Genomic DNA, 15,336 nt, shown 5'->3' with positions numbered 1-15,336 from the left:
GAGAGTTCGCCCATGACAAAACCCGCTTCGGCTGACTTGCCCCGCGGGTTTTGTCACTGATTTATGAAGACAGTCTCCAGCCGCCTGTCGCTTGCTGCAGCTTCCACAGCCGTGCATACAAACCGTTTTTCATCACAAGCTCATCATGCTGTCCCGATTCGACGACCGTGCCATTTTCCAACACGTAGATGTTGTCAGCATTACGAATGGTTTTCAGACGATGAGCAATAGCAATAACCGTTCTTCCCTCGATAAGCGTATCGATCGCTTTCTGAATTTGCGCCTCATTCTCGGGGTCTAGTGAGGCTGTTGCTTCATCCAAGAGAATGATCGGCGCATTTTTCAAGATCGCTCGGGCAATGGAAATGCGCTGTTTCTCCCCGCCTGACAGCGTGCTTCCTCCTTCTCCTACGAGCGTATCGTAGCCATCGGGCAGCTTCATGATGAAATCATGGCAGCACGCTTGTTTGGCCGCCTCCTCGATCTCAGCTTGTGTCGCATCCCTTTTTCCGAACCGAATGTTGTTTGCAATCGTGTCCTGGAATAAATACACGTCCTGAAACACCATCGACACGCGGGAGAGGAGTGCTTCCGGGTCCATATCGACAAGTGGTTGATCGCCTAGCAGAACAGTGCCTTTCGACGGGTCATAAAATCTGGCAATCAGCCGCATCACGGTGCTTTTTCCACTGCCGGACGGCCCGACCAACGCTGTAAATGAACCGACTGGCATGTGCATGCTCACGTTGTTCAATACGTTCTTTTCGATATAGCCAAAAGAGACGCCTTCGAGCTTCACGTCGTTTTCCGCAGGCGGTTGCTGCACGCCTGTCATGATCGGCTCCGCCAGCAACTGGACAATCCGCTCTCCCGCCTGTTCGTGGTATCGGAATTCTGCATAGTTGACGAGTGCAGCTGTCAATGGATCAAAAATACGTGTCCCAACAAGCAGGAACATGACAAACGTGATCAGGTCTATGCTACCCGCTACGAGCAAATACACGCCGACCATGACCATGAGTGTAAGGCCAGCTCGGATAAAAGCGATGGCGGCGAGCACAATCGATCCCAGCAACCCTTCGATCCGTATACTCTGTCGCATGAACTCCCGAAAGGATTGTTCCAGCCGTACAAAGCGTTCACCCGTCAAATTGTACGCCTTGATGACGCGAATGCCGTTCAAATATTCCTGCAAGCGATTGGCGGCGTCAATTTTGGCCCGCATGTGCGTCGCTCCGAGCCTGCGTTGAAGTCCTGATGTCATCAGCACCAAGAGAATTGCTATGGGAAACGCAGCAAACAAGGCCAGTGCCATGCGCCAATCCATGAAAGAAAGACCTACGATCGCCATGACAGGCATGATGATCGCCCCTAACATTTGCGGTACGAGATGGGAAATACCGTGCTCCACCATCGTAAAATCTCCCATCATCATATTGGCCAAATCCCCTGGGTCTCTTTTGTTCAAGTAACCGAGTGACAGCTTGCGAAGGTGCTCTGCGAGCTTGGTTCGCCCCTCGGCAGCCGTACTGTAGGCACCGCGAAACTGCGAGCGATACGCTGGAATTTCGCATAGAAACAAAAGGAGCAACGAGACGACCATCCATCCGCATACCCACCAGAGTCGCTCGCCGTTCAAGGGGGCACCCGGCTGGGCAAACGGCTCAAAAATCAATCGAGCAGCCTCCACGAGCAAGGCAAACGGCAATATTTGCGCAAGGTTGGCAAGTGTCGTGTAAACAACGGGTTTGATCAGCGCCCGCGGTTTACCTGCTGTGATATTGTTCAACATACTCATCTGCATCCACACTCCCCTTTCCTTCGCCCATTTTCCAGTCTTGCGCATCGGTGTAAGCCTTCCACATCCGGGCATAAAGCCCATTCGCCTCTACCAATGATTGATGCCTGCCCTGTTCGATCAGCTGCCCTTTCTCCAGCACCAGAATTTGATCTGCATCCCGAATCGTTGACAGGCGATGGGCGATGACAATGACGGTTTTGCCCTTCATCAGCTCTGCCAGAGCCAGTTGCATCTCATACTCATTTTCAGGATCGGCAAAGGCAGTCGCCTCGTCGAGGACAAGAATCGGTGCGTTTTTCAGGATCGCCCGTGCGACCGCCACACGCTGCTCTTCTCCCCCGGACAAGTAGACTCCCCCTTCTCCGATCAGGGTGTCGTAGCCTTGCGGGAGCTTTTGAATAAAATCATGGCATTGGGCTGCCTTCGCCGCTGCATAGACCGATTCTGGCGTTGCATCCGGCAATCCGATGGCAATGTTGTTGTAAACCGTGTCGTAAAACAAAAACGTATCCTGAAAGACAAAAGCAACAGTGTTCATCAAATCCGTGCTCGACAGCTCCCGCACATCTACCTGCCCAATGCGAATCGCTCCCTCCGAAACATCCCAAAATCTCGGAATGAGATTCGCTACCGTAGATTTCCCTGCACCAGATGGACCGACCAGAGCTGTCACCTGCCCTTGCTTCGCCAAAAAAGATAGGCGAGAAAGTGCCTCTCCTCCTGTTCTTCCCTCTGCTGCATAAGAAAAAGAGACGTTTTCAAATGCGACATCAAAGCTCTGTGGACGCTGGGAGCTAATCGGTTCAGCAACGGGTTGCTCTGCCAAAATCCGATCCATGCGCTCCACCCCCTCGCCAATGTCACGCAGAGTAGAGGTCAAAAACAAGAGCTTAAACATCGGTGCAGATACACCTGGCGCCATTACGAGAAAAAAGAGCAGAACTGATGCAAACGCGACATTTTGCGGGTCTTGACTTAGCATGAACACCCCTACCGGGAGAATGAAGGCCGCAAATGAACTCAGGATCACCTTGAACACCAAAAATCCGTTTTGAAAATCATCGCTATGCTTGACGCAATAGTCTCGATAGCTGATCATATCCGTATAAAAACGCCGGAAGGAATGAACCGTCTGCCCAAACACCTTGATCGCTGGCATTCCGCGTACATACTGGACAGCAGATCCGTTCATCCGTTCTAGTGAATCGTAGTACCTCTTGATATTTTCTTTTGTTTTTGTCCCGGAAAAGGTAATGATCTGCACAATCAGTCCTAGGATGATCGGCACGACGCAGGCCAGCGCCAACCAGACGTTCAAGTAAAACATCACGCCGATCATGAGCACCGTCGTCACGACTACATGCACCAAATCCGGAAGCTGATGCGCGACAAACGTCTCGACTTTTTCCACATTTTGCTCCAATGTTTTTTTGACTGCACCGGTAGACGTTCCGTTCAGCCAGCCAAGCGGCAAACGGCCGATATGCGAAGCCAATTTGACCCGCATTCCGTATAAAATGCGAAACGCAGCGATATGAGACACCATCCCGCCTGCATACATCATGACCAGACTTCCCACGAGTCCCAAAAGCGCAATAACTCCCCACCGAATCATGTACGCCCCGTCTGCCATCGCGGGAGACGCTGCATGCGTTAACAGTTCGCGTAAAATGAAGTAGGCGGATGCATAAGGTACCAACATGCCTATTGCGCTCAAGGAAGACAATATTGCCGAGACGACGAGCAATCCGCGCTTCTCATCCGCAATCTCCAGCAAGCGACGCACGCCTTTTTTTGGCTGCATCCCCTCTTTGCTCTCCATTGTCGTCATTCCTGTTCTCCTCTCTCCTGCTTGCTTCTTTTGTCCTACCCCTTATCATAATGTGACCTTCTGCCTTCTACCGCCGATTGCCGGATAGATCTTGCCCCTAGCCGGAGTATTCTTTTTTTAGGAACAACAAAACGGTCATGACCGTTTTGTTTGACCGCAAGCGGTTGCATCCACCTTTATGAAAAACGTCGAGACGTCTTTCACACAAAAAAACCTTTCCCACTTGGAGGCTAGCTCCCACAGGAAAGGTTGCGTTGGTTTTTCAATTATGGTTGGACTACTTTTTCTTTCGCTTTCGTTACGATGTGGTGACCGAGCGGCAAGCCGCGCTGCTCCAGCTCTTCAGCTGTCACAATATGGAGCGTCTCACTTTTACACGGCATGGGCATCAATCCGCCCAATGGACTCATCACTCTTCCGATCGTGTCTGTCTCAATGAGCACGTACAGGCCTTTTTCCTCCAATTGTTGCATGAATTCTCCCCAACGTTTGGAAGTAATTTGATCGGCGTGCTTGGTGAATATGACACCCATTTCTTGTGCTAGCATGCAAAATCTCCTTTGTTCTATCCGTCAAATATATGCTTCAAAAGATAATCTAACAATACAGGGAAACCTCCCTTCTGGCAAAATCCGTGTAAGCCAAAAAAAGACGAAAAACGGTTGTTTTTGACCGCTTTTCGTTTCAGGAATCTCACATCTTCTTCGCACACACCGTTTCAGCATGGCACGCAGTTTTTTGCGACTTGCCTTTTTCAAAGGCGCCCTTTTTTTCATTATAGATAGCTAAGAGCCTGTTTACCCAGTGCTTCCCAGCTCGTTTTCATGGAGGTATGGGGCACCTGCCGCTGTTTGACTCCGGTAAGCGGATCATTGACATAGGCGTATTTTTCGTCATATCCGACCAGAAGAACGGCATGTTCATCAAAAGGAGCGACCACTTTTTTCCCGTCCTTGTACCAGCTCTCCCATTCCGTCGGCAATCTGAAATCCCCGGTAGTCCAGACGACGACAGGATGCCCCCCTGCAACACTATCCAAGAGAGCCTGATACGACCCTCCTGTCAAATTGACCGTCCGTTCGCCCATATACCGTCGCAGCAACTCTTCCAATGGCTTGTTATAAACAGCAAACCCTTTGCGAGCGCCAGTAATGTCTCCGACAAACCCTTTATTCGGATCTCCCCATTCTTTGATGTCACCCTTTGTTTGTACTAATGGCTCCGGATCTTTTTTGACCTGCTCGGCCAACAGCTGCTTATCTACGTTTTGACCCGCATATTGGAGCAGCATCGCCAGGCTCGTTACCTCACATCCATATTTCAGTTCTGGTTTCTGGTTGATGATCGGAACGTCCAGAATCATTTTCGCTGGTCTCGCTTTCTGTTCCGTGTTTAAAGAGGATGGCGTCTTTTCCTGCTGCATGCGTGCATGCGGAACGGAAAGCTGGGATTGTTCCATTCCCTCCTGCGGAGCCGTACAGCCTGAAGACATTGCGAGCAAGGCGGCCAAAAACAGTTTCCCTGTCCTTTCCAATTCGTGACACTCCTTTGGATGTTTGTCAAAGGGTTCCCGACTAGACAGGGTCTCATGTATAGAGCGCCTAGAAAACCGCTGCCAGTTCCACATGCAGCAGTCGGGCAAAAGGAACCCAGTGAATCTCGGAGCCTGCCCGAAGTTTGAGGCGTCGCGCTGCTTGATCAATATGGATAACGTGGGCGGACAGGCGTCGTGGCTCTCGCCCGTCATAATAGGTCAGCGTCAGGATGCTCTCTGTCTGGAACGCCTGCCATACCAGCTCGCTCAATGCACTGAGCTGCTCCTGATCCAGCTCGGGCGGTACATAGCGGCGCTCTTCTTCCTTTATGCGCAAATACATTTCCCGATGCTCCGGCAGTACAAACCGACTGGCCACGAATACATTTTCCTTTTTGGACACGCGTTTTTCCCTCATCGCTTGTTCTCTCCTCGCTGTTCATATCGGGTCCACAAATGGACGAGCTCCTGACACTCTGCCCGCAATACCTCAATCGTATAGATCGCTTCTCGCACGTACCCGCGTTGTCGATAGTGGACGACATACATATGTCCCTGACGTCGTGAGCTGACGACTGTGCACCCTCGCTGACTCAAGATGCGACGCAGCTGGTGATGCTGTCGTTCCGCCCACCGCGAAAGCTCATCGAACATCATCTGATAAGAAAACTTCAACGGCACAATCCGCATCTGCCCCAGATCGGCCATGACTGCCCGAAACAAAATGCCAAATAAAATATACTGGCGTATCAATTCCTGCTCGTCTGACACCATCGGCTCCGTCACTTGTAGTGTCCTCCGATCTTACGTGCGCGCTCTTTCGCCTGTCCCGCTTCCATGACAGAGGCAGCACGCAAAATCGCGTCCTGACCGTATCGGCTCCGGATGTCATCCATTGCTTGTGCCAGCGAACGCCGCTTGTGATTATCCGTAAACAGATTCAGCTGGACGACGTTGTCAGGGACAAGCTGCCCCAAATTGACTCCGATACTGCGGACGGGCGTTTCCTGCCAGTGACGGTCAAACAGAAAGCAGGCCGCTTCGTACAAAGTCATGGCATCATTCGTCTGTTCCGTGAGCTTCATCTGCCGACCAAAGCCCATTCCAGCAGCCAAATCGGCTCCACGACAGCCCACAGACAGAACGGAGCCCATCAGCTCCTTTTTCCGCGCCCGACGGCACACTTCCTCGCACAGCTCGAGCAGCACTACTTTGATTTCCGCTGCGGTATGGTAATCCCGAGGCAACGTCATGTGATGACCGATCCCTTTTTGTGAATCATAGGAATCCAAAGCCACAGGTGAATCATCGATTCCGTGAGCCGTGCGCCACAGCACTTCCCCATTCACTCCCCAATGTCGGGTAAGGATGGCTGGCCTCATATCTGCAAGCTGCCCGATCTGATAGACGCCCATTCGATGAAAATGACGCTTCATGCGTGAGCCTACCCCGAACAGCTTTTCAATTGGAAGCTTCCAGAGCGTATCCGCTAACGTTTCCCGCTTGAGCCAAAAAACGCCTTCTTCCCGTTTCTTGGCGAAATTGTCGCACGCCATCTTGGCCAGTACCTTGTTCTCTCCGATGCCTACCCGACAGTTGATTCCCGTCTCCATCCAGACGCGCTGCCGAATTTGTGCGGCCATCTGCAACGGATCACCAAACAGATGGACGCTGCCTGTCACGTCGAGAAACTGCTCGTCGATCGAGTACGGCTCCACCTTGTCAGTAAATGCCTCGAATATGCGAGTGATTTGCATGGAGATGCGAATGTACATCTCCATGCGCGGACGAACAACGACGAGCTGGCGACACTTTTGCTGCGCCTGCCACAGCGCTTCGGCCGCGACCACTCCGTATGACTTGGCAATCGGACACGCTGCCAGCACGACTCCGCTGCGCCGCTCTGGATCACCCGCGACGACAATCGGTTTGTTTCGCAGCGCTGGATTGGCCCCTTTCTCGATACTGGCATAAAAGCTCTGCATGTCGATCAAAAACACGATCCGCTTGTTCGCATTGGACACACGATCATCCCCTAAATAAGAACTTATGTTCTCTTGTTGCTTTGTTCTTATTATAGCAAACAAACGTTCGCTTTTATGCCTGTCTCGGGTAAAAAAAAGTTGGTAATTATTTCTTCCCGGATAAGCACACATCGGTAGGGGTTCCGCAAGCGAGAGCGAATCCAATAAGGGGTTACTTTTTCATGACGGGAATCCAAATTTCGCTTCGGAAGGTTGGTGATGAAGTGTCTTTATTTTCGTTCCACAAAATCTCTGGACCCTCAGCCTGTTCATAACCGGAGGATAAAAACCATTCCGAATAAATCCGGGCCCAGACATCTTGCAGCGTATCGGGAAAAGGACCTACGACTTCGAAGACGGCCCAGGTGGAAGCAGAAACCTCCAGTGCTGTCAAATTTTCCGGACATTCCTTTGTAGTGGCTACGCCAATATAGTGATCGAGCTCGCCATATTCCAGCCGACCTTCTGAAAAGTTCGTCGATGCACTGAGCAGTCCTAATGGTTCGACATCGGATAGCGATTTCAATTGATGAATCGTCCCCATATCGAGCGAAGCCCACATGGCCGCAATCTCCGGATTGACCCCGTGATAAATCAACGGGACTCTTTTTTTCAAACCAACAATGCGAAATGCCTCTTTTTCTTCCATACGGTAGTTCATGGCACTGCCTCCTTTAATGGATAGATGAAAGGTCATTCGCGGATAAGCCTTCAAGGAATGGCCAATGTGTCTGGCTTCTGTCGGAGTGACTCCATGCACATTCTGAAAAGCTCTGGCAAAGGAATCAGCCGATCCGTATCCGTATTTGATCGCAATGTCAATAACCCGCTCGTTGCTGTCCGCAAGCTCAAAAGCTGCAAGCGTAATACGCCGACGCCGGATGTATTCGGATAGCGGAACACCAGCGAGAAAAGAAAACATCCTTTTGAAGTGATACTCGGAGCAGCAAGCCACCCGAGCGATTTCTTTGTAGTCAATCTCGCTTGTCAAATGGGCTTCGATGTAGTCCAGAGCCTCATTCAGCTTTGCAAGCAAATCCATGGTAATGACCTCCCTTTCTCCCTCAGAATAGCAGATGCAAAATCGGGCGATCCGACATTTCGTGCACGATTATGACGGGTCGACCTTGTGAAAAACACCTATTGAAAGGAGCTCTATCGCAATGACAACCACTTCCCCCCTGCTCCCCCAAATCGGAGCCATTTTTGTAGCCGTCAGCGACATCGAGCGCGCACGCGACTGGTACTGCCGTCTATTGGGCATTCCCGCAGACAGTGAGATTATGTTCGGGCATCTATACTGCATTCCCTTGCAAAGCGGACTGACACTCATTCTGGACAGCAAAATCTTTCCGAAGCGCATCATAGATGATGCTCCTTTGTTTCATTTCAACACACAGGATATTGAAGCCTCTTATGCATTTCTCAAGGAGAGCGGAGTCGAAGTCGTCGTTCCTATCCAGCATGGCCACTGGTTCAACTTCCGCGATCCCGACGGCAATCTGATCATGGTAAGCCAATGTTAAACGGAAGAGGAGATACACGTATGACCATCCACTTGCGCCGCACTACACCGGCAGACATTCCCTTCGTTTGCGAAGTTGAAAATGCGCCAGAGAATACCCCGTTCATTATTCCGTGGAGCGAAGTTCGGCACCACAACGCTCTTGGCGACCCGGACATCCTCCATATGATTGCCGAAAAAAAAGAAACAGGCCACCCCGTCGGCTACGTCATCATCGCCGGGCTGACCAATCCTCATCAAAGTATTGAACTTATGCGTATTACGATCGCAGCGAAGGGGGAAGGCTACGGTCGCAACATCCTGCGTCAGATCAAGCATTGGGCATTCATCGAGCAAAAAGCCCATCGACTCTGGCTGGATGTAAAAGAAACGAACGACCGCGCTCGCAGCCTTTACCTATCGGAAGGGTTTCACATAGAGGGCACCTTGCGCGATTGCCTGAAATCAGGGGATACTTATGAATCCTTGATCATTTTATCGATGCTGGCAACGGAATATGACGCCTAGGGGACAAATGCGTCCGGAGTCGTGACATACAGCCATTTTCCGTCGTTGCTAGCTCCCAAAATCGATACACTTGCTGGCAGTCCTTTCACCAGCACAGATTGTTGCTTGCGATCAGCATCGAACAGGAAGAGCGACGACAAAGACTCCGCTCCCTGCTCAGCTTTTTCCCAATCGATATAAACCAAATGGTGAGTGCCTGGAATCCATATCGCTTCTGGCTTCATTTCCATCAGTTTAACGTTGCCCTTAAACACCCCTGCATTCCAATACATTTGATAGGCGCCATCTGTCGACTGGATATAGCCAGACCACGCTTCTTTGGGAACCGGTGGATTCCAGCTGATCACCTTGCCTGACTGCCAATCGTAGCGTTGACGGAGCTCTTCAAAGCTTTCTTCCTCTATCCTCATTTCAAACGTCGCGTAACGACCATCATCCATAAAACTGACGGGCTGGACTTGCCCATTCATCTCGTCTGTTGGAACCCATCCTTTGATGACACCTGGGAGGCGCCGTTCTTTTCCAGCTGCCAAATCGTACACGACCAGATCGAGATCCTTTTTCTGTTCGGTCTTGCCTACTGCCATCAATACATACTTGCGATCATGGCTAAAGCTGGCTCCGTGTACGTATCCATCTACCTTGACACGAGTGGCAAACTCGCTTTTCGGTACATCTGTCCCTTTCGGTGGATGAGCGAAAAAGAAGCCGCGACGATCTGCCATGAAGTCGCCTGCACCGCTATAATTGTCAGTCAGCTCCACTGGATACGCGGTCAGTTCTTTTGTCTGTGTGTCATAAATCGAATACAGCATGGGGAAACGGGCATCGCACTCACAATATTCTGTAAATCGCTCCAGCAGCACATACCGTTCCTCAGGGTCGATAAACTCCATGGGAGTCCTGACGGCAAAGTCCGTCATTTTTTCTTTCACCTTGCCATCGACTGAGACTCGCCAAATCTGAGACGGAACAAACACCACCGCCGAGAACTCATTCGTATCGTCAAACACAGTTCCCTTTACCGTCTTCGCTCCTGCTACGTTTACAACATATTCCGTCCAGCTTCTATCTTTGGCAAGTGTATCAGGAAGAGTCGCCAGCAATTGCAGTTGACGCTCGTGCACCCAGTGAAACGTAAAAATCGGCTCCACGAAACCCAAGTCCTCTTTTTTGGTCTCTTCCTGGGCATTTTTTCGGATGGCTGCTTCGACTGTTCCTCGGTTCACGGCTTCCTTAAAAAAGAGGGTGTATGCCTGTGGTGCAGGTCCCACTACCGTTCTTCGAGGAGAGCGGAGCTGTGGAGCGTCGTTTAGCTGAATGACCACGTCTTCTTTCATCGCCGCGTAGTCGTAAGGCAGTTCCTTTTGCTTCCATTCCTTTGTCATTTGGCTGGTCGTATGGGATGGGCCAGTCTGAGCAATCCGACTGTCCGTGGAAGTTGCTTGCGCGAAGTCGGATCCTGTCATGATAAGCAATGCGAACACAATGGACATACTCATTCCCCGAATTTTTCGCAAAGACAAAAAACTCGCCTCGCTTCCTAGAAAAATTTACCTTACAGAGGATAGACGTCGATAGCCCGCTTAAGGTTTCACCCCACAAAAGAAAAAACCTACCCACACGCTTGAAGTGGGAAGGCCTTCCTACCTTTCTTAATCGAAGACGACGCCATCCAGCACGCCCTCATTCTTCAAATAGTCACGCAGCCAGTGATACTTTTCGTCGCGCCAGAAAGAGTCCTCTGCTACCAGCTTGACAGTCTCCTGTCTCGCTACCTCCAGCGCTTTGTAATCACTTAATAGATCAGCGACCTTAAACTCCGGCAAGCCGCTCTGCTTCGTGCCGAAAAAATCACCCGGTCCGCGCAATTCCAAATCGCGCTGCGACAGCTCGAATCCATCCGTTGTCTCGCACATGACACGCATCCGCTCTTTTCCGATCTCGGATTTCGGATCGGCGATCAGCACACAATACGACTGTTCAGAGCCACGTCCTACGCGTCCACGCAATTGGTGAAGCTGAGCAAGACCAAACCGCTCCGCATCATAAATGACCATATAGGTGGCATTCGGCACATTCACACCGACCTCTACGACCGTTGTACTGACCAGGACATCGTGCTCTGCCGCAAGAAAGGCTTGCATGACTGCATCCTTTTCCTTCGCTGGCAGTCGCCCATGCATCAGGCCTACGCCAAATTCAGGGAAAATGTGTGTGAGCTGAGCATGTACATCAATCGCATTTTGCACATCGAGCTTTTCGGATTCCTCAATAAGCGGACAAATCACATACGCCTGTCGTCCTTTGCGCAGTTCATCCCGCATTTGCTCCAGCACAGCCGGAAACTGATCATGCTTTTTCCATGTCGTCTCAATCGGTTTGCGCCCCGCAGGCATTTGATCAATCGTCGAGACGTCCATGTCGCCAAATGCCGTAATTGCCAGTGTTCTCGGAATTGGCGTTGCAGTCATAAACAAGACATCGGGTGACAAGCCTTTATTCCGTAAAATTCGCCGCTGCTCCACACCGAATCGGTGCTGCTCGTCCGTAATCACGAGACCAAGACGGGAGAAAAAGACGTCCTCTTGAATGAGCGCATGGGTGCCGACTACGACATCGATTAGCCCCATTTGCAGAGAGCCGATGACTTCGCGTCTACGTTTCGCGGTCAGTGAGCCAGATAAGAGCGCGACCTGAATGCCGTAATCGGACAAGAGCTTCGTCAACGACTGCACATGCTGCTCGGCGAGAATCTCCGTCGGTACCATCAGTGCTCCCTGATAACCTGCTTTCACCGCAGCAATCAGGGCGATCGCAGCTACGACGGTTTTCCCAGAGCCTACGTCCCCTTGCAGCAGCCGATTCATCGCATGAGGGGCACGCATGTCGTCCAATATTTCTTTTACCACTCGTTTCTGCGCATCTGTCAGCGGGAACGGTAACCCTTTGACAAATTCCCGTACCTCTTCCATCGGAATCGCCAAAGCAACACCTTCCGTTTGCTGCCGATTAATTTTGCGCAGTGTTTGCATTTTCAACTGGAATAAAAAAAGCTCCTCGAACATAATCCGTCGCCGCGCTTGACGGCCATCTTCCGCATTTTCCGGAAAATGAATCGAATGAAAGGCATGCACCCGCGGCATCAGTCGGTAGCGCTCCACAATATCCGCAGGAAGGATCTCAGGAATCTCCTTGCCATACTGACGCAACGCCTGTTGAATGGTTTTGCGCAGCAGTGTATGCGTCACATCGCCGCCAAGTGGATAGACAGGGGCGAGCTCGCCTCGTTTTGTCGCACGTTCGGAGTCTACTTCTGTCATTTCGCTCACAGTGATCTGTAGCTTGTGCTTGTCCCATTTTCCTGTGACGAGTATTTCCTTGCCGGGCGACAGCCTGCTTTTGACAAACGTCTGATTGAACCAGACAGCCGTCACCACGACACGATCCATGACAATCTTGACCGACAGTCGTGATTTTCTTTTTCCATAAAAACGAACAGAGGGTTCGCCGTACACCGTACCTGCCAGCGTGACCCTCTCTCCGTCTTTTACTTCTGTCAAATCGCGCACACGGTAATCTTCATAGCGAGACGGGAAATACTCCAGCAAATCACCAATGCTGTTGATTCCCAATCCTGCAAATGCCTTCGCCCGCTCTTCCCCTACCCCGTGCAAAAGGGAGACGGGCGATTGATATGCACCAGCCATCTTACTTCTCCATCCGTACGCCGAACACTTTGGCTTCGATCATGCGGCCCGTTTGCGTGGCAGCAAGACCACCCTGTGCGGTTTCCTTCAGCGCAGTCGGCATGGCACAGCCGATTCGGTACATGGCATCGATAACTTCATCTGTCGGGATTACGCTCTTGATGCCTGCCATTGCCATATCTGCGGCTACCGTCGCAATCGCTGCTCCCATCGCATTTCGTTTGACACATGGTACTTCAACCAGTCCGGCTACGGGGTCACAGACCAGACCGAGCATATTTTTCAACGCGATCGCCACTGCTTGGGCAGATTCCTCAGGCGTACCGCCAGCCATTTCTACAATCGCCGCAGCAGCCATGGCTGTTGCAGAGCCTACCTCTGCCTGGCAACCACCCGCAGCACCCGAAATGAATGCGTTATTGGCAATGCAATACCCGATAGCGCCTGCCGTGAACAAATAATTGACCATTTCCTCACGGGTCGGTTGCAGCTTGTCGGATACGGCAAACAGCGTCCCTGGTACAATGCCGCATGCTCCTGCTGTAGGCGTTGCGACAATCGTACCCATTGCTGCGTTTACTTCGTTAACCGCCACAGACATCGAGACGGCATTCAAAAGTGTGGGACCGGACAAAAACGTCTTGGTCTCCATATATGTTTGCAGCTTCTTCGCATCGCCGCCCGTCAACCCGCTATGCGAACGAATATCTTCGGTAAGCCCGCGACGCACTGCTTTTTCCATCACATCGAGGTTGGCGTACATATCTTGCATAATGGCATCCCGACTGCGCTGGGAAACTTCCATTTCTGCTTCAATCATCACCTCGGAGATCTTCTTCCCCTGGGATTCGGCCAACTCTACTAGTTCAGCCACATTACGAAACATCTGGTTGTTCACTCCTCTAATCCTGCTCGTCCTTTTGCTTAGTTCAATGCGAGCAGGGATACGTCAAAGATATGGGGGATTTGACGAATTTCCTCCAGGACTTCCGGCGAGATCGTCGAATCCGTTTCGATTGCCATCAAAGCACGGGAACCGCGTGTGTGACGAGACACTTCCATGAGCCCCACATTAATACTGTGTTGGGTCAGTACTTTTGCCACAGCCGCAATCATCCCAAAGCGATCCTCATGCAAGACCAAGAGCGTCGGTGTATCGAAGCCCAACTGAAAGGAAAACCCGTTCAATTCCAACACTTCGATCTTCCCGCCACCAATAGAAACACCGACGAGTTCAATTTGATGCTCATCATCGGACAGCTTGATCCGCGCTGTGTTCGGGTGTTCTGTCAAAACCTCAGAAGTGGTCAACTCCACTTCCATGCCGGCTTTTTCTGCAATCACCAGCGAATTTTTCAGACGCAAATCCGACGTGTCAAAGTCAAGAATTCCTGCCACTGTCGCCACATCAGAACCATGTCCTTGATACGTTTTTGCAAATGAGCCGTAAAAAACAATTTCTGCTCGCGAAGGCATTCTGCCAAACAGCTTGCGAGCCACACGACCGATACGGGCTGCACCAGCCGTATGGGAGCTAGATGGCCCAACCATAATTGGACCGATAATATCAAATACGCTTTTGTACTTCAACCGGTTCTCCTCCCGAATCACAAGGGGTTCAACAAGATTCACTCTCATTGTATCCTACAGCCTTTGAAAGCGCTACAGAGGAAACTGTACGTAAAGCAATCATAACCGATTTACGCAGACAACATGCGGTCAAATCAGGATAAATGAAAAAACTCCCTCTAAAAAGATGGTGTTCGTCAGGGATCGTCGAGCAGGTATCTTTTGGGTCCCACAACCAACATGTAATCGTGCAAACTTCATGAATTTCATTTTATTTCTTTGGAAGTGAAATTAGGAATACCTTGACGGGATCTAGTTCTCGGTTGAAATCTGCTTGAACATCAATTCCTTCGTTTGCTGTTTCTACTATTGGAATTCCATCATGATAAGGAAAGTGAATAAACTCGTTAATGATTGGTTCAAGCTCATCAAGGATTTCAATCTTTCCGCTAAAAGGGAGTCTTTCATGAATCTGAGATATAAGATTAAATCTTAGTTGCGAAGCCTGCCAATCGAACCAAACATATAACTGCATTCCATGATCACTATTTGATTTTAAAATTTGCTGTTGTCTATTCTCTATCACTTTATGGAAAAAGTTCATGAAATCAGAAACTGTGAACTGACTAGCTAACTGCATACTTAAAGAAATAGACCACCTATTAGCAGAAATTTCTTTGTTCAAATCATCTTTATGACCGCCAATAAATAGAGAATCATACACAATATCCTCCAACTCAATAAGGAAATCATCCTTATTCACCAAAACCTCCCCCTTATTTTTTATGACTTTTAAATAGTTTTAACAGTACCTCTCTATAAAAAAGAAGCCCCC

15 protein-coding genes are annotated in these 15,336 nt (G+C 50.4%); 2 read left to right on the top strand and 13 right to left on the bottom strand.

Annotated elements, in window-relative coordinates:
- Positions 1–61: 61 nt before the first annotated feature.
- The 8 genes from EL268_RS11615 to EL268_RS11580 all read right to left on the bottom strand — a co-directional run bounded on the left by EL268_RS11615 (position 62) and on the right by EL268_RS11580 (position 8,232).
- Complete coding sequence (locus EL268_RS11615; protein ID WP_106653556.1) at positions 62–1,798, bottom strand: ABC transporter ATP-binding protein; 1,737 nt, start codon at positions 1,796–1,798, stop codon at positions 62–64.
- Complete coding sequence (locus EL268_RS11610; RefSeq protein WP_164724572.1) at positions 1,767–3,605, bottom strand: ABC transporter ATP-binding protein; 1,839 nt, start codon at positions 3,603–3,605, stop codon at positions 1,767–1,769. Before EL268_RS11610 ends, EL268_RS11615 begins: the two co-directional genes overlap by 32 nt.
- 293 nt (positions 3,606–3,898) lie before the next feature.
- Complete coding sequence (locus tag EL268_RS11605; RefSeq protein WP_106653343.1) at positions 3,899–4,180, bottom strand: hypothetical protein; 282 nt, start codon at positions 4,178–4,180, stop codon at positions 3,899–3,901.
- Positions 4,181–4,407: 227 nt separating this feature from the next.
- Positions 4,408–5,166 carry a C39 family peptidase gene (locus EL268_RS11600; RefSeq protein WP_232030389.1) on the bottom strand — a complete coding sequence of 253 codons (759 nt, stop codon included), beginning with the start codon at positions 5,164–5,166 and terminating at the stop codon, positions 4,408–4,410.
- A 67-nt stretch (positions 5,167–5,233) separates the two neighbouring features.
- Positions 5,234–5,584, bottom strand: coding sequence for a YolD-like family protein (locus EL268_RS11595; RefSeq protein ID WP_106653342.1), 351 nt, complete (start codon positions 5,582–5,584; stop codon positions 5,234–5,236).
- Positions 5,581–5,952 (bottom strand): YhjD family protein, encoded by a 372-nt coding sequence (locus EL268_RS11590; RefSeq protein ID WP_106653341.1) that lies wholly within the window; start codon positions 5,950–5,952, stop codon positions 5,581–5,583. The genes EL268_RS11595 and EL268_RS11590 overlap by 4 nt, the downstream gene beginning before the upstream one ends.
- Entirely contained in the window at positions 5,949–7,190 is a 1,242-nt protein-coding gene (locus tag EL268_RS11585; protein ID WP_106653340.1) for a DNA polymerase IV, read from the bottom strand. The genes EL268_RS11590 and EL268_RS11585 overlap by 4 nt, the downstream gene beginning before the upstream one ends.
- 172 nt (positions 7,191–7,362) lie before the next feature.
- Entirely contained in the window at positions 7,363–8,232 is an 870-nt protein-coding gene (locus EL268_RS11580) for an AraC family transcriptional regulator (RefSeq protein WP_106653339.1), read from the bottom strand.
- 121 nt (positions 8,233–8,353) lie between these two features.
- Between EL268_RS11580 and EL268_RS11575 the strand changes: the two genes are divergently transcribed.
- Positions 8,354–8,716 (top strand): VOC family protein, encoded by a 363-nt coding sequence (locus EL268_RS11575; RefSeq protein ID WP_106653338.1) that lies wholly within the window; start codon positions 8,354–8,356, stop codon positions 8,714–8,716.
- A 20-nt stretch (positions 8,717–8,736) separates the two neighbouring features.
- Entirely contained in the window at positions 8,737–9,222 is a 486-nt protein-coding gene (locus EL268_RS11570; RefSeq protein ID WP_106653337.1) for a GNAT family N-acetyltransferase, read from the top strand.
- Here EL268_RS11570 and EL268_RS11565 read toward each other — a convergent pair.
- From EL268_RS11565 to EL268_RS11545, 5 genes are all read right to left on the bottom strand, one after another.
- Entirely contained in the window at positions 9,219–10,718 is a 1,500-nt protein-coding gene (locus EL268_RS11565; RefSeq protein WP_106653336.1) for a hypothetical protein, read from the bottom strand. The genes EL268_RS11570 and EL268_RS11565 overlap by 4 nt on opposite strands.
- A gap of 159 nt (positions 10,719–10,877) precedes the next feature.
- A complete protein-coding gene (gene recG, locus EL268_RS11560) occupies positions 10,878–12,932 on the bottom strand; it encodes an ATP-dependent DNA helicase RecG (protein WP_106653335.1) in 2,055 nt (684 codons plus the stop codon).
- Between the two features lies 1 nt (position 12,933).
- A complete protein-coding gene (gene sdaAA, locus EL268_RS11555; protein ID WP_106653334.1) occupies positions 12,934–13,818 on the bottom strand; it encodes an L-serine ammonia-lyase, iron-sulfur-dependent, subunit alpha in 885 nt (294 codons plus the stop codon).
- 38 nt (positions 13,819–13,856) lie between these two features.
- The gene (gene sdaAB / locus EL268_RS11550; RefSeq protein WP_106653333.1) at positions 13,857–14,522 is read right to left on the bottom strand and encodes an L-serine ammonia-lyase, iron-sulfur-dependent subunit beta; all 666 of its coding nucleotides are present in this window, start codon (positions 14,520–14,522) and stop codon (positions 13,857–13,859) included.
- Positions 14,523–14,772: 250 nt separating this feature from the next.
- Positions 14,773–15,264 (bottom strand): hypothetical protein, encoded by a 492-nt coding sequence (locus tag EL268_RS11545; protein WP_232030385.1) that lies wholly within the window; start codon positions 15,262–15,264, stop codon positions 14,773–14,775.
- Between the last annotated feature and the right edge of the window lie 72 nt (positions 15,265–15,336).

The sequence above is a fragment of the Brevibacillus brevis genome (genome assembly GCF_900637055.1).
In the GTDB taxonomy this organism is placed as follows: Bacteria; Bacillota; Bacilli; order Brevibacillales; family Brevibacillaceae; genus Brevibacillus; species Brevibacillus brevis.
Note: the sequence above shows the minus strand (reverse complement) of the source record. Positions and strands in the feature narration are given on the sequence as shown.